Source organism: Ruegeria sp. HKCCA5839, assembly GCF_013035585.1.
Classification (GTDB): Bacteria; Pseudomonadota; Alphaproteobacteria; order Rhodobacterales; family Rhodobacteraceae; genus Ruegeria.
The window spans coordinates 771,729-796,015 of the sequence record NZ_WQIE01000002.1; the positions used below are offsets into that span (position 1 = coordinate 771,729).

A 24,287-nucleotide genomic window follows, 5' to 3' on the forward strand; every position below is an offset into this window, starting at 1 on the left:
TGGGGTAAGTGCCTGATCTTTCGCTGGGGGTTTGACGCGGAGATCGCCGGTAAGTGATTGAATTATATTCAAAAACTTTGGCTTGAAAATCCTCGTGTCGGTGGTTCGATTCCGCCCCCGGGCACCACAATATCTTCCTGTTGTTTCCGAAATCGTTTGATACTAGCTTGTTTTTGCTGGATATCGTCGTGATTTATGTCCGGCATCGTCCCAGGTGGTCCAGCCGAGTGTACCCCAAAAGGGGGTATCAATCTGGGGTACCGTTTCGATCGAGAAAAGAGGTACCCCCATGTCGGTTCTAAGTGACGCAAAGATTCGAGCGCTGAAGCCGAAGGACAAACCTTTCAAGACAGCCGACTTTGACGGGTTATTCCTACTCACAAAGCCTAATGGATCTAAACTGTGGCGCTTCAAGTATCGCTGGTTGGGCAAGGAGAAACTGCTGGCTTTGGGTAAATACCCGGATGTTTCATTGAAGCAGGCCCGATCTAAGCGCGATGAGGCTCGATCATTGCTAGCGGTCAACCAGGACCCATCGGCAGTATTTAAAAAGAAGAAAGCAGAACAGGTAGCTGAGCATTATGCTACCTTTTCGCGGTTAGCATCGGATCTTTTGGAGAAAAAGCGCAAAGAAGGAAGGGCGTCGGCAACCCTCTCTAAAACAAGTTGGCTTCACGATACGCTGTGCGCAGAAATTGGATCAATGCCCATAGCGCAGATAACTGCACGTGATGTTCTGGTGCCGTTAAAGAAAGCCGAGGCAAAAGGAACTTACGAAACAGCATTGCGTACCTGGACGCAGTTGCCCAAGTGGTCGCGGCAGAAAACCAGAAGCCGGTCGAAGTTAAGATCTACGCGTCGCTAGCCTCCAGAAAAGCCCAGGCAAAAGAGCACGCTGAAGCGCGTGTCGGTGCCACCCCGGTGTACTGGAACGACCACATGGCCGACGCCATTCTTGCAGCTTACTCGGGGCGGGAGTGAGACATGGCGAGCAAGTTCAACGCTGACCCTGGTGACAACGTCTATAAGCACACATTGAAGTCAAAGCTCGGTGGTGGAAACTTTGGTGAAGTTTGGTTGGCGCATGACGATGCCTTGGACCAAGACTTCGCAGTTAAGCTTCTGGACCCGTCCACAACGTCGATCCACAGCGAGCTTCAGGAGGCGAGAGTCGGCCATAAGATGGACCATGATAACCTGGTCAAGGTTCACGGGGCTGACGTTGTAAATTTCAAGGGCAAACAGGTGGTCACATTATCCATGGACTACCTGCCCAACGGGTCGGCTCTAGGATTGGTCAATTCCGGGAACTTCATTCCCCTGGGCGATGCGGTACGCATCATAATCGATACCCTCCGAGGGCTGGAGTACCTGCATGAGCTGGATATCTACCACAACGACATCAAGCCACAGAACATCTTGCTGGGCGAGAACGGCGAAGCGAAGCTGACTGACTACGGCATTTCGGCACAGGCAAAGGGTGGTAAGCCGTGCCCAGAGTAGCCTGCGAAGGCTACGGCACAGTCGTCTCTAGGAAGCGTGATTACCTTGGGACAAGCGTCAAAAGACCGACCGTCGCCAGATAGCCTACTGTCAGAAACAAGAACCAGTTCCTCACATCCTGAGATGTTCCTTGTCCACGCTACCGCAATAGTCACAATTGTGCTCCGAGACTTCTAGTTCGTCAGACTATACATCGGAAGGTCGCAACCCATAAACAGAGGTCTTTCAATCTCATTCAAAGAAATCATGCCAAGTTCCGGCATCAGTCGATAACAAATTCAGACAGTTCTGTCGGAATAGTGACTGCCTGAGTGAGCGCTTTACATACTGGACCTTATCGGCTTGTAGGCAGGTCGCGACGGCGGGAGAAGTATGAGAAATACGCCGCATGCGGATCGATCGGCGACCTGAGGCACGCGTTCCCCATCCCAATGATACCGGTAATTGCTTGCCTGATCGGGGATTCCTGGAACGTCGGGGTAAAACAGTGCGACGCATGGGCCACCGGAATATCGTGCGCTTGAGTAGCGGGTGTGATGGCTTTGTTTCAGGTGCCGGTTGCCCATTGCAGGAAGGGCGCCGCCAATCTGACGACGCCCTTCGATTTGGCATCTACTGGATTTGTGCTTCTACGCTGCGAAGTTCTTTACATTGCGATCTTCGTTCAGCCGATAGTTCCAGTCGCCATACAACCGCGCTTCCCCGAAGAGTTCAGGATAAATTGATGCGTACGTCTTTTTGATGTGCATCCCTGGAACATGCTTGTACTGGGTGTGGCGCTTTGCGGTCATGAACCACTTGCGGGCGAGAATGCGCTTTTCGTCTGGCGCCGCGCCATTCAAAAAGGCAGTGCGCCCGTGAACCACAAATCCGTTTCTTGCAATGCTCCCTTGGCCCTTGCGCATGAGGTGCACAAATGTCGACCCGGCCGCAAAAGGCTTTGCCATCTCATTCAAGAAGGAAATACCACGCTGCAACGCTGGGACGTCCTTTCGCCACGAGATCTGATACTCACCGGTTTGAACCCGGAAAAACACCTGAGGCTGGTCCTGTTCGTTGATGAAGCAGATCGGCGTCTTGACGCGAATTGCCCCTTTGCCACGCGGGCGGAGCGCTGTCATTGCGTCAGGCAAGAACAACGAGCGAAACGCTTTCTCATCCGTGCCGGCCAAATAGAGCGCTTTGTGAACAAAGTTCGAGAAGAACGTATATCCGCCAGTGACGGGCGCTGAATCCGCATAAAGTGCGACAGCTTCAACAGCACCTGCGTAACCTAAACCATCGTTGTGCGCCAGGAACTCTTCGGAAGTTTCGGCTTGTTCGCGATAACCATTGGATCCGTCCTTTGTGTCCAAGTCGTAGATCTTCAACGTGCCGTCAGGATTGCCAAAGCGCGACAATGCCTCTGGGTGCTTTTCCATCGGATGTTCGACCGGATACGAAAGCGGAAGATGATCCTGCAACTGGGTGCAGATTTCCAAAAGTGGATGCCCAGAGCTTGGCGCGTCTGTCGGGTTCATAACGACAAAGTGCACGTTGGCATGTGGGCCGAAGTATTGCTCCTCCATTTGGCTTACTTCGTTCGCTTTGAGGTTGCGAAAGTCTTGGACGACGACGGGCTCAACTTCATGAGCGTTAGGCAAGCCGGCTTCAACAACATCGGACAGTGTCTCGAAGTTAAGTTGTTCGAGCCCTTTGGCGATGAACTCGTCAGCCTGCGCTGTGAAAAGTTCGACTTTGAAGCCGTCTGTACACGGGCCTTCGCAGTCGTCGAAGTTACAAGGGTTTTCACACATTTCTTAGTTCCTTCATTTAGGAAGCTTGATCCGACCGTTTGATGGAGTGTTCCGTTGTGCTAGTGTGAAACATCCAAAATTAGCGGCACTTAGCTTCGTTGGGTTTGGTAGGGGTCAGCTTTGGACGGCGGCCCCGACCACCATTTAGTACAGAAAAGAACAAAAATCATCAAAAATGTGCAGAACAAAGCAAAAAAGTACAATCGTGCCCAAGTGTCTCTGAGATTATTTCATTTTTTTGCCATCAAGCCGGTTGAATATGACAGAATCAGTCAAGAAGCAGATTTGTCGATCAACCGTGCGCCGGTTTCTGGTTGCCGCCATCGACAATCCCTGCCAAAAGACACCATTAATCAACGAAACTTGGCAGAAATACGAAATTGCTGCCGTTTCTGGACAAAGGACGATTGAAGTGGGTAACCTCGACAAGGGCGCGGGCGTCATGCACCAGCCGATTGAAGTTTCGGTTGGGTGCATCCAAGAGGTGGCGGTCGGCCAACGGGGGTGGCAAAGATAATGAGCACGCGCGATCAAATCGTCCTAAAGCAACTAAATCTTTCGGTTTCCAAGCTGAGCAAAATTGTTGAACGACCACGGCAATCAGTCACCGTCGCCATCAATGGCCCGGACGACTTTTTCGACGTAGTTTCGATGCGGAGGTTATATGATCACCAGTGTTCGCTTGGTGACGTTGCGTGCAAGGACGTGTCCACGGTGATCCGGGCTCATTTCACGGAACTTGCAGACGCTATTATAGAACAGCCGAGTTCCGGACAATCGGTAACCACGCAGGGTGAGTCGTGGTTTCTTTGCACTGATTGGGTTGATTTTCTGGACAAGTATGAAGACTGCAAACGCGATGTTGATGAATTGATCAAGTCGAATGAAACCACCTTAGTTATTATTGTCAGGCATCACGAAATTGATCGGGTTGTCAGATATGCACGGGGCACATTGCGCGGTTCCCAAGTATTCGTTGTGCCGTGTGTTCTCGACCTGCCGGACACATACATTCTCTGCCAACGAGATGCGGAAGGATACATCTCGTCGTATTCAGCGAGTATGGAGAACGGATTCACGCCGACTACCCAATCGAAGGCGGAAAATATCCGAGCGTGGCTAGCGAGAATTGCGGTTGAAGGGGCTGATGATACGAAGGCAGTAAACAATGATCCAGATCAGTCAGTTGCCGCAACCGCCTAGACCTTCAGACAGCTAACCCGACACTATCTCAATTTTTGACTGGGACATGGCTACCTCAAATCTATCTCGCTCAGCAACAACGGTGCTGTTCACATCAAGAATTATGGTTTGAATCCCTGCATTGGCGCATTTTTGAATGGTCTGAGGGCCAATCACCGAGGGTAGTACGCCCGCTAGACCAGTAGGGCAAGCTCTGACCAAGGCTGCTGGAGGCGACAGCTGAGGCTCGATTGCGATCTGGTCAATCAAGGCATCCATTCCCCCTTCCCCTTCAGTGACAACTTTGCCGTCCGAAAGAGCAACAGCAGAGTCTGGAATGAATTCGCCTGCCGCATTGTTTGCAGTCTGCTGGACCCTTAAAAATACATCCTTCTCGATTTCATTCGTCTCCCGGGAAACCAGTGCATCAACTGAAAACCTCGGAAACACGCGCGACAAATTTACGAAACTTAGCCCAGCGGCGCGCAAATGTCCGTCTAACCTTCGCAGAATTCGCGGCATCGTTGCCCCGTCGCTCATAAGCGCCTTTAGACTTCCAGACTTGGTTGGATTTCGAAAATCACGCGGTGGGACACGACCAATCAGGCAAATTTGATCAGCGCCCAATTCCAGGAACTGTTTTGAGAATTCATCCAGGTTCTTGATCGTTACAGACCATGGCACGGTCGCTCTTCCCCGGTGGTCTTCGATTGCGCTTCGCCAACATGCAAAATCGACAGTTTCGCCCGAGGTGACGAGGGCAGAGCAAATGTCTTGTGCGGCCCTGCCAGAACCCAATAGTACGCACGTATTTCCCACTCGCCCAGCCCAAGTTCTTTGTCTATTCTAACTTCTTAGAGACCAAATCCCCCAAATCCAAGGGCCTGGACTCTGGACGGCGCAACGAAATCCAAAATATCACTTGCCTTAGGCTCCCGGGGACGTAGCGATCTCAAAATCAATCGAAGATGCGCAAAAGATGCGGGAGCAGGGGTCACTGTAATTTGGGCCCAAAAAGGGACTGCTGCTGACCACCCCTTCGCCCTGGGCATAGTTTGCCAGGGCTATAGTTGCTTTAAGGGCACCGGCTCCAAACGTCACCTCTTCACCTTCGGGTGGGAACGAGATTAGTCCCATCCGGGCGCTCCGCGATGTGCTCGACTTTGCACTACTCTGCGTTTCCACGCGCAAATCCCTTGCGGGCCATAAGTGTGCACTGCTGAGGTCATGGAAACGGTGAGTACCATATTCGCGCTACTCGCTCTGAAGCTCAAAACAGCCGTCCAACTCGTTCGAACCAGGGGCGACCAGCCGGCCTCAAATTGACGTCCCGTTGATGGGGGTGGGCTGCTCTAGTAGGGGATTAGTAGGGAATGTTCGTCAAACGGTCTCTAGTGCCGTCCAACTCCATCCAAAACTCGGGCCGGAAATAGTCAAGCAATCGTAACGTGTTATCCAACTCGAGGCGATTTGAGCAAGCCACGTCCAATCTCTGGACTTCAAAATTCGTAATGATGGGGTCGGGGGTTCGAGTCCCTTCAGCGGCACCAACATCAAGAATTTAGCTTTTTATTTCAGGCAATTACTGGCGATTTGCGGCATTTTTCGGCTAAGTCGCATGGTAGACGAAACTGGCCAACCACTCTTTAGCATCGTTTCCGATATGCACGTCCTCGCACGCTGAAACTAAGACTGTAAGTGCTTCCGCTCGTAAGAAGGCTGAGTCATCGAACCGCTCCTGAACCACATTTGTAATATACTTGGGTAGTTCCTGCGCAATTTCGTCGGCTGCCAGTTGTTTGGCATCTCCATTTTCGCGCGTAAGCCACAACGCAAAGGACTGAACCTGACCTTCAACAAAAAACACTTTGGACTTTGATCCTATTCGCACACCGAAGCCGCGAAGGATCTCATCGCGATATAGTTTTTGTCCGACAGCGGGATGGGGAAGCTCTGCAACAGAGCGTTTTGTAAAACGAAGAGTAGGCATTGAGACCTCCTTTTGGCCTCAACTCAACCTAAGCACGATATCGTGAAAAAGCAATCATTTTCAAGATGTTATCATACTTCGTCCGGTTTGATCGAACGCGCGCATGCGTGAGCACGGAACAAGATGATCGGCCACTTTAAGAATAGTCTTTCGTCGAAAATGGCAGTCACCACTGTTTCAGTGAGTCCGTCAAAGCGCCTTAGATCCATCGAAGGGCGAGCCCAAAGGGCGTGGGCACAGTAGATCGCCGGTCATAGGGTGGGGTGGCCACGCGCGACAATGAACCACTGAGTGTCGAATATGCTGAAACCTCCGAGAACCCAAAGCCGTTTTCACTTAAGGATAAGGGGATCTCGGGCGACTCAGTCGAAACAAAATCACAACTTGCAGGATCCCGATTCGAAGGTCTACACTTTTAGAGAGATTTCTTCTTACGGACAATTTTGAGGGACAATACTGTGATTAATATACTTAGATTATGGCGATATGCTTCCAAGCTGGGTGAACTTCTATTTGTAGCGTTATGTTTCATGATGCTTACTTCGTTCGGAGCGGCGGCGACCGAACTGAAAATTTGGGTGAAGGCGTTTATTCCTAAAGAACACCCAACGAATCCTGGCTACGTCCGACCTCGCCCAGGCCACCAAGGAGAGTTCATGATTCCGGACCCCACGGATGCTAGTGTCTGCTTCGCAACTGACCATAGACTGTTTTCATCTGATCCAGCGGCTAGCGCCCGCTTGACATCGTCTATCACGGTCAACTTCTCTGATGGAAATCTCACCGAAGCACCATCGCATGTCACCGGACCAACGCATGTCTATTGGTGTGCAGATGGAACAGCCAAAAACCCAGCCAAGTCAGCGGGCAAAGATCAAATGTTCTGGGGCACTCCGGCGCAGGCTGATGGGGCGATACAAGTGACACTTGAGGGTCAAGCAAACAACCCGCATGTTTTTGCATCACCCAACATCTACTATGCTGGTAGTTTTTTGTTCGACACGAGCAACAAGAAACTCGACTTCCAAATGACCATTGGCAGCTTTCCAGCGTTTGAGGCCTACGCACAATTGGATGGCGGGGATGTCGTTCAACTCTTCACACGTAACCCCGCCGATGGTGCCAATGTATGGTCGCTTATTTCGTTTGGAGGTTTGAACACAAGAAACGTGGCCGGAAGCGTTAGTTTCTAAAACAATATGTCAACATAGAAATTGCAGTCGAATAGAAACCTTGGCGCTTTGCGTTCACTGAAAATACTCAACGAACAGCGAAAGTTGAATTCTGGGTAAACGAGCCAAGGATTCTCCCACCGAAGAAACCGCGAACTGGGAACAAATGTCTAACCAAAAAGTTGCTGTCGAGCAGATGATTGAGGCATTAGTCGCTGCGCGGAGAATATTAACCGCCCGTGACAATGAAATTGAAGCAGAGTCCAAGAATCTTGTTTTGGACCCTTCAGGCGCGTCGCACGAAAACGAAACGGAATTCAAACAACTCGAACGCGATCAGAATGAAATTCAACGGGAATTCCGCCGTGTAGAAGGATTGGTTGAGGATCGGGCGATTGCGCTCAAACATCAAGAAACAAGCGCAGATGTTCCAATCGACGCCGAGGCGTTTGCAGAGAAGTGGGAATCCAATGGGTCATGGTGGAACAAACGGGATAGTCTGAAGACACCTTTAGCCGAACAAATTGAGACGATGCAGGAGCACTATGACAAAATTCTATCCAGTCTTGCGCTACGTTATGACTTTCGGCGGGAGGTTCGATGGACTGCTTTTCTTACTGTCGCGTGCTGGATTGTTTTGTATCTGATTTTTGCAGTGCCCAATCAGTTTGTTCGGTCGCTCGAGAACGTTCAGAAAGACGGTCTCGCGGAAGTTGCGACTGGATATGCTGCGCGTGTAGCGGGAACAGTTCCTGTGACGTGTCTAGCAAAAATAAATAGTGCGCCGGCAGACCCAGAACCAGAATACTCGGATTGGACCCGTTTTGGCACACCTTTGGCGTTGAGGCTCTTGTGGCAAGAAGATGAAAGTGACACGGGAAAACTGTGCGTTTGGCGCGACAAGAATAGCAAAAAGTCCTACATCCCGTTGACTATACCGGAAGCTCCCAAACATCTGCTTGCAGCCATTTCTCCTGACGTCGGGTTGATTCAAAAAATCTCGATCTTTGTGTTCATACTTGGATGGCGCTTAGTCGGTCGAGCTCGCATGGACCTGGAACTGACTGAAGGTCGATTGGCATTGGGTCGCGGCCCAGCGAAGGAGGAAGCTCAAATATTCCCCCGCGGCATTGTTGCCGTCACTGGCAATGCTGGACTGTCCGTAAAGCACCCAAACAAACTAAACTCCGAACTGAAAAAAGAGGAGGGAAATAACAACGAACCAAAACAGATTGATGAGCCGTTCAACAAATATGTTGAAGATCTTCAAGAGATGCGCGGGTCTCAAAAAAACCAAAGGCTTTTGAGAGACAGTCTTTGGCAATTGACGGTCAACTATATTGCCGAACTAGCAGGCGAGGCACAGCTACGCTACCACCGTGACCAAGTCGTCGATCGAAGCACAAAACGCGCCGACTCCCTTCGAGAGGATGTATACCGTCAGTTCTCAGTGCCTGACTACGTCGTGTGGCTCTTGCCGACGGTCGGGTTTCTCGGAACGATTTATGGAATTAGTACATCTCTGATACGCGCAAGGGCCATTTTTAGTGGTGGTGTCGACCAAAATGAATTCGGCGCCGTCGTTGATGCGCTGGGAACGGCATTTGACACAACGGCTTTCGCACTCTTGCTTTTGGCATTCCTAATGGCACGAAAGATGCAGATCGAGACGTGGCTTTCCGCTACAGTTGATTGGGTTGCCACGATGGTCCGAGAGCATTTGGTTACCCAACTGCAAGACATGGAATATGGTCGAGATTGCGACATCATCGAGCAAGCCAATGCAGTGATCAAAAGACAAGACGCACTCTCCCAAAAACTTTCCGGTTTCAAACTGCATTTATTTGATGAAGGCGAGGAGCTGGAATGAGCTATCGCCGCCGTCACACTGAAGTATTTTCTTTGTCAATGCTGGACACGGTCACATGCGGGCTCGGTGGAGCAATAGTCATAATGCTATATATGGCCAGCGAGGTTCCAAAGCAGGCGAAACTTATTTTTGAACAGCTTGAACCTTCGGATCAACCAGGAGAGCAATCATTAACGCCCGCGGAATCGCATGGTCAAACTGCACCCAATTTTATTGGTCTCCTAACTCTGTTTTTCTCCCAAGCTGGAGGGCAAGAGTTTGACTTGGCAATGGAGCATGAGCGGCCGACTGCCAAGCATTGCCAGGCTACAAGTAATGATTTCTTTTTTGCTTTGGGTCATACAGCCGATATTCTTTTTACTTCCTCATTCAATAGTCGGGAAGTTTCGCTCTCAGTTTGGGCAGAACGGGGTTCAGGCCAGGAAAGACCGGACTGCGTGGTAATCACTCCTCCAACTGCGGTGTCCTGCGAATACACATATGTGACTGACGGATACGCTACTATCGGGCGCCCAGAAGCGTGTCCCACTGAGATCAAGTTCATACTTTCAGACGACGGCCAAACCTACAAACGGATTGGCCGATGAGTTACGCCGCGCGCAGACGGCAGGGGGCTTCCATCCTCTCAATGCTTGACCTTCTATTTGGGGTGTTTGGCGCAATGATTGTGTTGGCCGCGCTTCTTGTTTTCTTGCGCACCGAAAGCCCGAGTGAAGATCAAGTACCGTTCGTGTTCGCGGAGTTTCATATCATTGGTGGTCCCAACGTTGACGTTTCACGCGTATATTTGGACTTTGAGCTTCGAAATATTGAAAACATTGGATCGCAAGTCCTTGCGCCACGAAAAACCGGAGCGAAATCCGGTTACTTTGTTGGCGCCAATGGACAAATTTCTGAAGCAAATTCGCTCGATTTGGTTTCTGCAAAACTATTCGTTGAAGGCAATAAGTTTGTGGGCGTTTCGAATGCTATGCTACGGCCCAGACTCCACAACATTGCTGATATCGTAGGAGACGATGACGACTTCGTAACCATCATTTATGCATTGAGGACCGCGCATAACGCTTGTGAAAACCAAAAAAATGTTACTGTTGGCCGATTGCGCGAGGCCGAACGCCAAACAGGTGAGGGACGATCAACAAACATACGGCAGTCTGCGCCGTCCCCACTGTCAATATTAGTAAACTCTGACGGTGCACTTTGTGACGATGCCGAGAACGGTTTGGATTTCACTACGGGGATTAGAGATGGTACGCTTGATCTCAATTACAAACTTCCGGAAAAAACTAGTTTCGGTGGCGGTAGCTAGCGCGCTGTTTCTTACAGTTGCGCAACAGACATCAGCGCAATCGACAGTAGCTGGAACCACCACGGCTTCGGATCGCTCTTTCCAGTCTGCCTTGGATAATCTACATAGTGAATTGAGTGCGATGGCTACACTAGCCAGTGCGCTTGGTATAGAGGGATTGGCCGGCCCAGATGTTCTAGAATTCGTTCGCAACGGGATGTCCGAGCAAGCGGAAAACCTAGATAATAGTACCGGCGCCCTTCAAAGCGTGTTGACCAGTGCGATCCCTCCAGAGGCTTTGGCCTTTCAAGAAGCCGTCATTGTCCTTTTATGCGGGCCGGGATCGTCACGCATCTTAAATGACTCAGACTGCAACAACGATCTCGCTGGCGCCGAAGAACTGGGCGACCAACTGATCGCGACCGTCGGCCGTCTGACAAAAACTGCCGACGCTTTTTCGGTCGCCTATGAGGCTGCGCTTCGTTCTGTTATTGCTGACCTAAAGTCTGCCGCTTTGATTGATACAGATGCCGATGCTTGGTGGGACGAAACCGGCCTTCCTGCCCTTCTTGTGCTTGATCGGATTGGGCGCGAATATTTAGAACTCGTTCAGCGAGAAGGCGAGAAGCTGGAAGAGAACGCGCGTAACTTCGTCCATTCAAGACTCGATGCTCTGCTTCGTCGCCAAGACGTCGCAGCGGTTGTCGGTGCGTTGGTTTCATTCGATCCAGCCTTTCAACCCCTCTTGCAAATCGCGAATGACAAGGATGCAGCGTTGCTTGCAGCCGCTTCAGTCTCGCAATGGTTGCAGGACGGTGTTGCTGTAAGATTGGATGCAGCGGTGGATACCTTGCGCGGCGAGGTGGCGGATACCACAAACGACCTCATCGACCAAGATGTCTTGGATGCGCTTGCACCCATTAAAAAAGACTTGGGCTCCATTCTTTCATATTCTGACATCGGGATCGAAACTGGCGACGCGGAAGAGAGCACACCTCAAGGAGGACTCCGAATTGACCAAATTAGGGCCCTTTTGGAAGAGCAGCGGCAAGCACTTGAATATGTTCTTCGCATTGCTTCCCAAATAGAAGAAGACTTCGAAAACGGTATTGAAGACTGCAGGATCCCCTCTATGGGGAACGCTCGATTCACAGGGCTCGGTCACGCCTCTGCCGCCGAAAATGAGCCCAAACGATCCGACGTTAATTCAGATAGACTTCGTACTGCAGCACAAACCCTGGTGGGTCTTGCTGAGCGATGCGGTGAGACGCTGCAAAATGGCCTTTCTGACCTTGTGTCCCTGGCAGAAATTGCAGAGGCTTCGGCACCCGATCCGATCGCAGTTGCACAGGCTTTGTGCCAAACATCCTCAAAGTTGGGACCGGCGACCCAGTCGTTTCTAAGCGATGCCGTACCTGGGTCAGATATTCCCAAACTTCTGGATATGTCCTCAGAAGGCTTGCAGGTGTGTTCGGCAATCGAACGGCTACCCAGCGAGTACGAAAACCTTGAGTTCTGGTTGGATCAGCTTGAGCAGGAGGGTGAAGCACAAGTTGAGGCGGAAGTTGTTGAACTGGTGCGTGGCATCCTGGTGGCGCTTCAGGACGGCGGGGTGGCCTCCCTCGCAGAAGAACAGCGGGCAAGATCACGTGAAATCCTTCTCGCCCAAGCGCTTTTGGGCTTAGAACAATTGGCCTCATTTTCGCCCCCCGAAGGAAGCGTATCGATTGTAGGGTGTCCTGAAACACCGGGCAGCATTGGTTTGGATCTTGGATTATCAGAGCCAAAGCTAGCGCGAGAGGGCGACAAAATGCTGTTGCATACTGGCGCAACGGCGCGACTCTGCCGTCTGACCCTGGTCCAATCTACCGAGGCCCAAATCGCAAATTCCACTAGCAATGAGGAACGTGAGCAAGAGTTCCTGCGGATGCTCAATCACTTCGAGCTTGGTCCAATAAGCGCGGCGATAGAACTTGATCTAACAACAGTCGCGACAGAGCTTGGCGATGTTATAGCCTTAATGGCCTCGGGCGACACTGCAGCAGCAGAAGCGGTAGCCAAGATCGTCGCTGAGAAGGTGGCGGAAGACATCGACGGGACGCTCGAGATCACCGAACCCGAGGTCGACGAAGAATGGGTTCGGTCGCTCATAGAGTTCCTTGCGGGCGCTGCAATTGACGATGGCTTTGAGATTGCGTCGGCACTCAACAAGATCCTGGACGAGTATGGCGACACAATCGGTCCGGAACTGAGCGACGGAATAGTCGAAGTGCGTGTCGATTTGACCGATGTCGATACGCTCTGTCTGTCAGTTCCATACGGGGTAAACGCGTCGGCGAGCAACGACTGTATTTCGTTGCTTTTACCACCCGACGAGCTTGAGGCTGCTTTGCGCGACTGGCTGATTGAACAGGCAGTGAGATACATTGTGCAGGCCATTAGCGACGGCCTTGACGGACTTGGCATGAAAGATGCGACCGAAGAAATTGAGGAACAAATTACTCTCGCGAAGGCAGCTTTGGCCGAGGCCGAAGGTGTTGCAAGTTCCGTTGGTTTGGATTTCGATCTGCGAAACCATGGCGTACTGGCCAAGGTCGATGTCGAGAAACTGCTGAAAAATGTGGATGCACCGGACATTTCTGGGCCGCTGTCGCTTGATGACATAAAAGGTCACGCGTCAGTCTTGGTTCCTTATGCCGGCGGCGATCTAGAAAGGAAACTATCGCTGTCAGTCGACGTTGACAAAGTTCTTCGCCGCAATTTGGACCTCACTCCAGATAACGATATGTTGTTGCTGACAAAGATTCCCACGTTTTCAAATTGCGTCGAAGTTTCTTTGAAGCAAGGTGCACCAATTGAAGGACGGCTCGGGCGAGCTTGTTGGCAACAAGGAGAGGTGATTTTCACCCCTGTCGCACAGCCGGTAGTGGTTTCAGTTCCAGCATTAGACCTTCAAGCATTGGTTTCGTTTCAAGATGACGATCTGGGCGGAATTGTTGAGTTGGAGCTGGATTTCGGGCGGGCCACTCCCAGCGCGCCCGAGCACCTAGAATTATTTAGTGGCGTTGATCAGATTGCAGTTGAGATCGATCTGAACGATGAATCCGTGACGTTGCGCTCTGACGCATTAGCAAATGAACAACTCTTCCAGAATCTTGAACTCCTGATCGCAAAGAGTTTGCCTGGAAGCCTTGAAATTACCGCGTTTACTTTGCAAAAGCATGGGCTGGTCATTCAATCACAACCAGAGTTGCAAGATTTCACGATCCAGGCTCTGTTGGACCCAGACTTCCTAGATCAAGCGAGGGAAACGTTAGGGCTGAATGACCTAGGCGACTGTGAGCCTGCGCGCCTTGGCATGGCGGTCGCGATGTTTGAGCGCCTTAAGGTCACACCCGAAATCAAGACTTCATACGATCTGGTGCATGAATCGTGCAACTGGGCGCGCTGGCCGTTCGATATTGGTGTCAATCGACCGGCGGAATTACAGGTGCACGAGGCTGGACCGATAGCAATAAATTGGGAATGCGATTCCGAGCGGCTCGTGAGAGCCTCGGATGTCGATTTTGAGCTGAGGAAATGTGACGTGCGCCTGCCAGCGCTGCCGGGGCGGTGTTCTGAGGTCAGGTTGCAACGCGATAGAGACGGTTGGGACATAAGGGATCACGACAACTGTCTTGAGTCGCTATTTGCCCCCCTGCTTCCGCAAGACATGCTGGATGAACTGGGTCGAGAGTTTAACAACTTGGTCGACCAGGTTGATCTTTTCTGTGATGGGACACCATTCGAGAATGAGGGTATTCCGGACAATCCTGAGACCTGTAGCATTGGCTTTGAGTTCGACCTTCCTTTGGGAGACTACGTCGCAAGCATTGGTCCCTTGTTTGACGACTGCGAGCCGCCAAGCATAGACGATCAACGGTTTAGAACCAGATTGCACTTTGACGGACGTGTCGCGCTAGAAGAGGCCGAAGAAGGTGAACTGCAGCGCCAACTTGAAAACTTGGCCACGTCGCAAGCAGCTTGTATGGCGACCCAACTCTTTGCCGATGTTGACGCGTTGCTGGCTGAATTAGCGGGTCTGGCCCTGGGTTGGCCAATCGAAGTCGCCAAATGCCAGGCGCTCTTACCTAGTCATTCAGACCCGGTCTTAGCATGCGCTGATTTTATTCGGCTTCTGGGGGATGACCCGAGCGCTGCGGACGACTTTAGCGGCGTCCGCTTGCGCAACGATGACCTAAGTATCTTTGGAACGAAAATCGGCCTTGTCGCCGAGTCCAAATTCGACGGCACAGACTTTGCAGACCCCGCGTTCTTGATCGATTGCCCAGACTGCGCCAACGATCTGAACCGGCTCGCTGATAGGATTGCAACGAACATCAGCGACCTTATGCCGTATGTTTCCTACACGAATGGAACCGCCAGCTTGCGCCTTCACGACCGCGATCTGGTTTTTGCGGCACCCTTCACGTTCCGCTTGGACCAGTTTGATGTGGAAGCACCATTTTTGGTCGATTGTACGATTGATCTCGAAAACCCGAACCCGTCGTGTAACATTGCGGATGGAGAGACTATTCTTAGGGCGACAATTACCCAATTGGCCGTCGATCAACTGCGCGAGGTTTTTCCGCGGGACCAATTCGAAATTGGACCCGTGTCCGCCAGTCTCGATCTTCAAAATGGCGGTATTAACGAAGCTATCAAGACGACCGATCCTTCATCAGGATCGGTAGCAATCTTTTTCAATCTCTCAATGCCAGAGTTTGCGATAGATCAGCTTGGTAAAGCCGAATTGGGAATCAACCTATTTGATGATCGTTTCTTTGACTTCAAAGTGAGTGAGAGTATTGAAGGGCAACTGGGTGCCCAAGTGGCGGATGCAATCAATGATTTGCTTGGGGGCGCAATCCCAGTCGTTATCACAAAGGTCACGGTCGAGCCGGAACTAGGGTCCGGTCGATTGCCAGAGAAAATTCGCGTATCCAGCGCGGCGGACATCGCCGGTGTTTTTACCGTTTCGGTACCCGATGTTCTGATCAGTGGGTCTGGTCTAGACGTAGACGGACCCAACGAATTTACACTTGGGTTTCCTCCTGGCGTTCAGATACCGGTGACGCCGTTCACAATTTGCCCAACCGGCGGAACGATCGGATCAGAAAGACTGGTCGTCTATACATCCGTAACTTTGGCAGAATGCACGGCTTCAGCGCTTGTCAACATTCGTGGCAGCGCCGAGATCGGTTTCAATAGGCCAGTCATGAAAGTTCGTGGAAACTTAGTCCTTCTCGCATTCCTGTCACTTGGCAGCGCCGAGGCAACTTTGGACCTTGCGGAAGTCACGTTTGACAGCGTCCTCTCCTTAGGTGGCGTGCTATCAGACATCATCAACTACACTTCGGAAATGCGCATTCAAGGCAACAATCCCGCGATGGCCAGGACGCAAGATGTTCTTCAAATTTTCCGCGTTCCAGTAAGTGACCAACTTGTCGAGGTCCGGTTTACTAGCGGCGAGGACGGTGGAATTCTGGTACGCCCACAGTTTAATTTGTTTGGTTTTTTTGAAGCCTCTGGAGAGTTTCGATCGGATATTGAGTTCAGGCGGCCCGAAGGCTTTTTTGGAGGTGGTGCCAAAATTGGGGGATGGACTTTGGGAGGTGTTGACGCACGTGCCAGGCCAGATTACCTGCGAGCTGGTTTTACAATTCTGGGCTTTCGTATTTCTGTTGTCGTTCCTGGACTAGACGCCCTCACACCAGGTTACCTGGCGAAACTGATCGAAGCGCTATTGACCCCGGATTTTGAGAATCTGGACATTGCCCTTGAGGCGATTCTCAAGGGCAATGTCACCATCAATCCGATCGCAGATTTTGGGAGCGACGGCGGCGACGGGCTAAAGTCCAGCGAAGGTTCGGAAGCATCTGACGGAGAGGAGGCATCTGACGGAGAGGCCGCGTCCGAAAGTACACCAGGTGGGGTCAAAGCGTCCGAGGCCGCCGAAGACGAAAGAGGTACAGGAGCGAAAACTAGCACTCTTCTTAACCCACCAGGTTCCATGTCAATCGAGTTTATTGACTCAACTCAAAACGGGTCGTCAACAACTGACGTCAGGTTGATGGAAGGCGGTAACAGTGTTTCACTAATTGCGCGGATTCCCAATCAACCGAAGGCAACCTTTGACTTGCTGAAGCCCATTTATGATGGTTCTGGCAACGGGCTCGTTTTCACCAGAGAAAGCTACATCCATCGTTGGCGCGCTGTAAGCACACAGACTATTGCGGAATGCACCGAAGGCTCGCAAACGAACGCTTTGTTTGCATTCAGCGGCGCAGAAGAAGGCACAGCGGGTTATGCCGAGCTTTGTCGGTTTGGAAGCAATGGAAATTCACTACTAGAGCCAGCCAACGCATCGATCGTCGTTCCATTCCTCGAAGCGATGTCGCGGGCTCCGGCGGCCTTCCCCGATCTGATCCCCTTGGATCCGGACGGAGATCCATTACCGATCGGGGCTCGCCCCTTGCTACAAATTGGTAGCTTTGACACCACTCGAGACGGCCAACCGCGTATCTCTGCTCTTCTCTCTGAAGGACGCATTTTGGTGTCTTCAATCATATCCGACACGCGGAATGTTGAGGGTGCGCGTTGTGCTGTGACTGCCGCGGGCGGTACCGCGAAAACCCCACGAACGTTTCTAATCTTCGACCCATTGGTCACCCGCGAAAACTTTACCGCTTGGATTGGAAACGGAACTGGTGCGCAAAGTGACTTGGACCACATTTTGGGTGGATTAAATGCATGCAGCAACGGTGTTGTCGTTGTCCAACGTACCATCGATCGTTCCAATGGAGATGCCAATTTTGCCGACCTTGCAAGCGGACGCGCGGCTTGGATGTCAAGCGGCCGAATTCTAAGCAGTTGGGAAGGAAATCGGTGGGAATTCCTTCGCGAGCACCCAGAATCGCAGGTAGTTAACATTGAGAAACATCCGATCATATTTCGCTCGGAAGAGGTCAGCGAACGTATGGCTCCGCCGCCGCCACCGGCGCCGCAAGGCGTGACACCACCTTCAGAACTCGCTGATGCAGCGAACAAGCCGCCGCTACCAAAGAATGGCGAAGCACCGCCAGTCGACGCTATACCAACAACTCGCCCTTCCGATGGAATTGGGCAGTTTTTGCGACTCGTAAGAATTTCTGACACGGAATGTCAGGTCCAAGGCTCTGTCCCTGCACCAATTACATACGCCAACAATCTGTTCCGCGGTGGATGCCTTACCAAAGGGCAGACTCTTCACGTCGGGTCTTCGAGTGATCGTTCACGAATGGCATTCTTCGAATTGGAAGAAGCCGAAGGCGAGCTCCCCCATCTCGTGCTAGCTGGAGTAGGCGTCGGGTCGAAAGTTGACGCCGGTCCAGGTGTTACCACGGGCGTCGGCGACGCAGCGCTCAGCAGCGCTTTAAACGACACGTTTGCCGACGAAATCGTTGACGTCAAATCATTGGGCTTTGATGCCGAAGGCACTCTCGCTGTTCTGACTTTGATTGGCCAGGATCGGGCGCGGATGCATTGGAACAGTACCTCCGGCAACGGCTCCGTCGAAATGCCGAACACGCTAGCCAATAGTGATTGGCATGATCGGGTCCCAAGTCTTGCCGTGCTGGCTAAAGATATTGCCGCAGATCAAGGATTGCCTTTTCAGAAAGACATGACGCTAGTTGAGCTCAACAATAGCGGTGCCGCGTTCACCTATCCAACCGGCGCTGGCACTAGCGTTGCAGTGGTGTTTGCGCCAGCGGACGCACCGGCCCACAAGGCCACAGTTTTGGTGGATGACAGCTTTACAGGTGACGCTGCAAACGTTAACGACATCCTATCTGAATTTGCCGCTCAACCTGCGCCAGCGCCACTAGTTTGGGTTGCACGGATAGATAACCGAACCACGGCGGTTGTCGGGCCTGGCGAACTTCGCCTAATCCGAGAGGCGGTCAAAACGACCACCAGCGACCAAACGTCCAAAGAAATGATCGACGCCTTGGTCGCAGAACTATCGGAAAAATACTCTAAAGTATTCGAGACTGGGTTCGGCAAAGACGCAAATGGGCATCCCGCCAATACTGACATATGCAGCGACCCGATGGTCACTGACAATTCGGACAAGAGCAGCAGGTCGGGCAATAACCTTATTGACCGAACAGATTGCCTCCGTGCTTACTTCGGTGGTCAGAAAAAATACGTGTGGAGAAAGGCTGTCGATCCAAGTGACGGGGAAGAAAGATACGTGCACGAAATTCTTGAACCGTTTCGCTCCCAGCTTTCAAGAAACATCCCAGGGTTCGATGTTCGTCTTCCATTTGGTGGACTCGCGGAGTTGGCAACCGGTGCGGGTTGCGAGAAATCTGCTCGGTTGACTATTGGCAAACTGTCTCAGACGATCGACATTGATCGAAAAGAGTTCGAGCCGCGCACAGCGATTAGACTAGGCCAAGAATGTGAAGGTGGCATTGCATTCGCGATACTCAATGAACAGCAGACTGGTGTACTTGCTATTTCGCGCGTCGGTACAAATGGCTTTCAAGACGGGGCAGTATTTGCTGACGGAGATCCGCTGCCGATTTCCTATATTTCGGCATTCTTTGAAAGGTTTGATTTCCCCACAGAAGCACTCCCCCCAGCGAGCTTTTCGGGCCTGACCCTTCCACCTAACATTGTTTCGCAAAAGAATTGGGCTGCTCAGCGACAAGACTCTGACGTGGTCGTACTGTTATTCGGCGAAGCAGATTCAATTCGCTCGGCCGAGATTTCCGGCCTTGGCGAAGACGTCGACCTAGTGGATCCTGGGGTTGCCTCAGTACTAGAAATCGTCGTACTGGCTCGCGACGGCATCGAGTTTACCGCACTAAAACGTCGCGATGGTGGACTTTCCGTTCTGGTTGAGACGAGAAAGACCGGCGCAGATCGCCTGATGAACCTGCCTGTAGAGTCAGGGGGAAAACTTCACGCTGCGTTGGTAAAAGACGCTTGGAGAAACGCCGGCTCCCTCCTGCCTTCACTGGCCGCCGAGATCATACAACTCGCCGGAACTTTCACAGAGATTCCTGGACCAGACCACCGCGGTCCTTGGCCAGAAATTGAACTACGCGCCGCTGAAACGAGCGCTATCGCGCGTTTGCCCGACGCTCTTGACCCAAGCGTCAGCTTGGTCACGTCAAGCAATGATCGGGTCCAAACGCTCTTTGACCTTTCAGGTGGTGCCGGCCGGGATCAAACTATCGTTGGGGCAATCTGCGGCGACGACCTGCCGCTGGATCTTGTGCCCCAGTTGCTGAGCCAGATTGGCCAGGCTCTTGATTTAACAAACTTCCCGAGAGAATGCAAAGGTCACTTTGTGACAGCGGGTTCAGGTTCTGGCGCTGGACTATTCATCGTTGAAACTACTGAAGGCGGACTAAACGTGGTTTCGCTTCCCTGTGCGGGCGAAGCCTGCCAGGACGGGTCGTTAAAAATCGATCCAATTTCTGACACCCGGTTTCGCAATCAACTTCGCGCCCGTTTGGTTGAAATTGCCCCGCGCGCGATATCTGGCGGCGGTTTCAGGAAAATCGTCGATGATTTAGGAAGAAACGCCCTGAAAAAGCATGAAGAGTCAGATGATACCGACCCTCGCCAGTTGCTGATCGGATGGAAGATCGCGGAAGAAGTCTCAAACGGGGCAGGTGGCGGACAGCCATCTAATCGCTTTGAAGCGCTTTTCGCGGCTTACCTGCCAAACCCAAACGGCGGACTCGGCTGGCGTTGCATTGCTGGTCCGCTGCACATATCGCTCGGTTCAGATGTCGTCGCAGATCAAAGAGCGATCTTTGCCACAAGCGAAGCATGGACCCGTGTTGCAAAGGAAATCTACGCGATCTCACGACAAACCTGCGATCACGAGACCTTTGGGTTCATTCAGGTGTCATCACAACTTGGCGGCGACGGCACGGGGGTCGATATCGGTCTATACTTTGACCGCTTTGACCCTGATCCCGCCGACGACACAAGCACTTCACCAATCGATGAAACGCGGGCGATTCAGCCAGCCCCATCCATACGAATTGCCGACCTGAGTGGGCAAACCTTCTTGGCCTCGCTTCACACCACTGCGAAGGTATCCCCAGCACCATTGGTGGAATTGAAAATTGGCAATGTCACATTTTGGGTCCCCACAGACGTTGACCGCGACAAAACTCTCCGGGCACTGGCTGCAGCGTCGCGCAAAAAAAGCATCCGGCCCGGTACAATCTTCAAGCGTTTAGATGAGCGTCTTTTGATCGCTGAGGACTCGCCCGGAATCCACATTATCTTTGATGTTGATAATCAATCCTTGGCCAAAGTGGAAACCTTTGGCAGCATCGCGCCCCACCCTGTTGCGGCGCAGTCGATTGCAAAATCACTTTTGCCAGAAAATGCCGAAGCGATTCCACATATCGCAGCTTTGGGAGATCTGTTTTTCCGAGTATTCGCTGCCGACGATCCCAACCATATTGCGGATGTGCCCGTGTATCGACTAAGCACAGGGGCGCAAGTCGGACACCTTCCCGCCAGACTAGGCACTTCAACGCTCAGCAAGCTGGAGCCTTTGTTCCATCGATTGCAAAAAGCGGACAGCTTTCTGATCTGTGATCTGTTTGGCCAGACATTTGGCCCGGACAACGATGTGATCCAACGCGACATCCTCTTGCTCGCGTTTTCAAAAGTCGCCAGTTGCGGGTCCGCGGGCAGGGTCAAGACTTGGTATGCCCTAGAGGGTGCGCGCGAGACCCGCGTCTTCACGACATTTGCGCCCATTGCCGTTTCGGACGCGCCAGAGACGCTGTTAAGCGCTTTGATGGCAAAACTAGATGAGGTTGAAGAAAACCACGCCTTGGTCGTGCTTAAGGCGGCAGAGACCGCCGTACCTGTGGTCGGAGTAAGCCCCATCTGCGATGATAATCCAAACGTATTGAAATTGGCGGATCTTGAGTTCTATCCAGATGGTTTCGGCGTGGGCTTGCCGCAACCGGTTCCCGTTGCAGCGGAGGCATCTACTGCTTGCATTGAGCCCGAGCGACTCGCAACTTTGACCCGTTTGTTGTCAGTAAGTGACGACGTCGAACAATCCATAATCTCCGACGAGCCGGTGCTTAGATTCCAAAGCACTGGTGACTTGGGTGTTGCGGTTGACAATGCGCCGTTGCGCCTCATCGCGGAGCTTCAAAATGACACAGACACTGAAGAGGCATTCCAACGATTTTCTGAATTGCGAGCGATATCCTCTGTCGCCCTCAGGCAATGTCTTGGGCTTACGTCGTATGTAAGCCCAAAGGCCGGGAAGTCGGCAGCACGAAGTTTGGCGGCCATAAGGGACCAAACCACTGTTTCTGGCACTTTACTCGTTGGCGGCAATCGGATCGTGGGGACTGATGGTGTCAACGTGTTTTGCCAAGGTCCTATGGAAATCAACGTCGCCCTTGAGAATTCTGGGCTTCCAACATTGGTGCGCGAGATCGCCAAGTGGAGCCACTCGACTGTTCCCTGCCCTAAGATCATCGGCGACACGGCTGATCAACTAGCAGCGTGTCGTATGGCAGACGGGACGTTTTTGGTGGGTGTCGACTTCGTGGTGTCATCCTTTCTTGCTAAGGTGAACGAGCTAGAGGTAGGCGCACCTGTAAACGAAACCGACCTTTGGGACGCCATTTTGCATCGCGCTGATGATCTACCGCACGATGGGGAATTCGAACTCCTCGCCCGACACTCTGATAAAATCACCCAGACGCTCATCGCTACTGGAGAACACGTGCGTGCGCCGCGCCTGTATGATGCGGACCACGCCCCACAGCCCATGATAATCTTGAACCCGGACACAGTGTCACGCGCGCACGGGCCTGGTATCGCGCAACTTTTGGACGCTGTGGCATCAGGCAAAGGACGCGCCGAAATTCGCTCAGTCGACGATGCTGCTTACTTTCTGTGTCAAAGCCTTCAGGCCCAAGGCATTGCCCTGCAGGCGCACCCAACAGAGAACCGTGAAGCGACCCAAATCGATACGGTCAAACCAAATGGGGAAGCCATTTCGTGCGCCGGATCCTCCGACGAAATGGTGCAGGTATTGTCCGCGGCGATAGCCAGTTCTTCACTTGAGGTGGTGGAGCGAATTGTGATTCTGGGCTTTGGTAAAGACGTGTTGGCCGCAAGCGATGCAGGGCCAAACGGTGGGTTCAAGCTGCACCGGCACGACTTGTGGCCATTGAACTGCATCAGCGCCCTGAGTGGGTCGGTCAGCGAGTCACTTGTGTCACTTGCCCTATCAATAGGGGAGCCTTGCCGTCAAAGTTTCGAGGATGAGACGCATTCAATGGCTCTCGCGTCCCTCACGGACGGTAAGGTTAAAGCGATGACCCGCCACTGCGACTTTGAATTCACGCGTGCAGACGGTTTGAACACTGATCCAAGTCTTGACGCTCTGGCTCAATTGGCTTCCAGAGTTCAGTGCTCCGGCGCGGCAAACAAAAAGCAGCTTGGTGGATGGGCGTCAAACGTGACTGGATCGAACGTCATGATTTTCACTTTGGATCAGGCGCTTGCTTCAAGCCACGAATGGACGGTTGATGCTCAAACGCTTGACGACCTGATAAGCCAGGGAAAACCACTTGCGGAGTTACTGAGCGCTAGCACAGACGTTTCGAACAAAATCAAAGCGATAAGCGTCGACGACGAGGGATTTACTGTCTTTATTGGTGATGGGTCAATAAAATTGCGGCGTACCGTGGAGTCGTGCGTCGGACTCATCGGCGAACTGGGTAATTCAAACACAGATCCCGGCTGCGAGGCGATCTTCCAGTTGCTATCGGTGGTCACGCCACCGATTGGGAAGGTCGATTACAAGGTGCGCCATCAGATCGCAAACCCCAGCGCGACCCAACTTCTTAGGTGCCTTGTGCAGCTCGAAGGTCTGCCAAGCCGGTCCGCGATGCAAAACGATTGCCAAGAAGGTTTGCAGATTACACGCGAGGGGTCCGCGCTGCTTGACGCCGCAAACATTGCCGGCCAAAACATGATACAAGAGGTGTCTGATCTGCTCAAATATGTGCGCGAAAACCCAGATGACACAGACGCCGCCGATTTCCTTTTTGCTCTGGGGCGCATCGGGTCAAGTGAACCCAAATTGTCTTTTGAAACACGGCGCTATGTGATCTTCAGTGCCACGCAGATCTCAACTGATATTTTTTCTGACATAGCAGGCCATTGTCTGATTATACCTGAAGGCGAGCTCGAAATGGCTTTCGCAGCTTTGTCCGGAAACAAGATTGCCGACCTTGCCCAAGGAATCGAGATTGTCTTTCCACTACTCACTACGAACCTTCGAGAAGAGAAACCGGGCGATCCGTTGTGGCATACCGAACACTTTTCGCGAAACCCGGTTATCCCGTTAAGGTCGCTAGGTGTACCTTGCGGCCGCTAACTCGGACCC

At 52.2% G+C, this 24,287-nt stretch carries 12 protein-coding genes; 9 read left to right on the forward strand and 3 right to left on the reverse strand.

The features are described from left to right. The first annotated feature begins 289 nt into the window (after positions 1–289). Both GOV38_RS09320 and GOV38_RS09325 read left to right on the forward strand, forming a co-directional pair. Positions 290–865 (forward strand): integrase arm-type DNA-binding domain-containing protein, encoded by a 576-nt coding sequence (locus GOV38_RS09320; RefSeq protein WP_171208878.1) that lies wholly within the window; start codon positions 290–292, stop codon positions 863–865. Positions 866–984: 119 nt separating this feature from the next. Next, positions 985–1,503 (forward strand): protein kinase, encoded by a 519-nt coding sequence (locus GOV38_RS09325; protein WP_171208877.1) that lies wholly within the window; start codon positions 985–987, stop codon positions 1,501–1,503. A gap of 629 nt (positions 1,504–2,132) precedes the next feature. Here the strand turns inward: GOV38_RS09325 and GOV38_RS09330 are convergent. Continuing rightward, positions 2,133–3,299: a TauD/TfdA family dioxygenase gene (locus GOV38_RS09330; RefSeq protein ID WP_171208876.1), complete on the reverse strand. Its 1,167-nt coding sequence runs from the start codon at positions 3,297–3,299 to the stop codon at positions 2,133–2,135. A 259-nt stretch (positions 3,300–3,558) separates the two neighbouring features. On the opposite strand from GOV38_RS09330, the gene GOV38_RS09335 reads away from it, so the two are divergent. Together GOV38_RS09335 and GOV38_RS09340 are read left to right on the forward strand one after the other, a co-directional pair. After that, positions 3,559–3,816 (forward strand): hypothetical protein, encoded by a 258-nt coding sequence (locus GOV38_RS09335; RefSeq protein ID WP_171208875.1) that lies wholly within the window; start codon positions 3,559–3,561, stop codon positions 3,814–3,816. Beyond that, positions 3,816–4,502: a hypothetical protein gene (locus GOV38_RS09340; protein ID WP_171208874.1), complete on the forward strand. Its 687-nt coding sequence runs from the start codon at positions 3,816–3,818 to the stop codon at positions 4,500–4,502. The genes GOV38_RS09335 and GOV38_RS09340 overlap by 1 nt, the downstream gene beginning before the upstream one ends. Positions 4,503–4,514: 12 nt before the next feature. Here the strand turns inward: GOV38_RS09340 and GOV38_RS09345 are convergent, their stop codons facing one another. Both GOV38_RS09345 and GOV38_RS09350 read right to left on the reverse strand, forming a co-directional pair. Further along, complete coding sequence (locus tag GOV38_RS09345; protein WP_171208873.1) at positions 4,515–5,165, reverse strand: hypothetical protein; 651 nt, start codon at positions 5,163–5,165, stop codon at positions 4,515–4,517. A gap of 925 nt (positions 5,166–6,090) precedes the next feature. Continuing rightward, complete coding sequence (locus GOV38_RS09350) at positions 6,091–6,471, reverse strand: hypothetical protein (protein WP_171208872.1); 381 nt, start codon at positions 6,469–6,471, stop codon at positions 6,091–6,093. Positions 6,472–6,929: 458 nt separating this feature from the next. Between GOV38_RS09350 and GOV38_RS09355 the strand changes: the two genes are divergently transcribed. The 5 genes from GOV38_RS09355 (at position 6,930) to GOV38_RS09375 (ending at position 24,278) form a co-directional block, all read left to right on the forward strand. After that, a complete protein-coding gene (locus GOV38_RS09355; protein ID WP_171208871.1) occupies positions 6,930–7,664 on the forward strand; it encodes a hypothetical protein in 735 nt (244 codons plus the stop codon). A 145-nt stretch (positions 7,665–7,809) separates the two neighbouring features. Beyond that, positions 7,810–9,513: a MotA/TolQ/ExbB proton channel family protein gene (locus GOV38_RS09360; RefSeq protein ID WP_171212990.1), complete on the forward strand. Its 1,704-nt coding sequence runs from the start codon at positions 7,810–7,812 to the stop codon at positions 9,511–9,513. Beyond that, the gene (locus GOV38_RS09365) at positions 9,510–10,100 is read left to right on the forward strand and encodes a hypothetical protein (protein WP_171208869.1); all 591 of its coding nucleotides are present in this window, start codon (positions 9,510–9,512) and stop codon (positions 10,098–10,100) included. Before GOV38_RS09360 ends, GOV38_RS09365 begins: the two co-directional genes overlap by 4 nt. Beyond that, positions 10,097–10,822 (forward strand): hypothetical protein, encoded by a 726-nt coding sequence (locus GOV38_RS09370; protein WP_171208868.1) that lies wholly within the window; start codon positions 10,097–10,099, stop codon positions 10,820–10,822. Before GOV38_RS09365 ends, GOV38_RS09370 begins: the two co-directional genes overlap by 4 nt. After that, positions 10,761–24,278, forward strand: coding sequence for a hypothetical protein (locus GOV38_RS09375; protein ID WP_171208867.1), 13,518 nt, complete (start codon positions 10,761–10,763; stop codon positions 24,276–24,278). The genes GOV38_RS09370 and GOV38_RS09375 overlap by 62 nt, the downstream gene beginning before the upstream one ends. Positions 24,279–24,287: the final 9 nt, after the last annotated feature.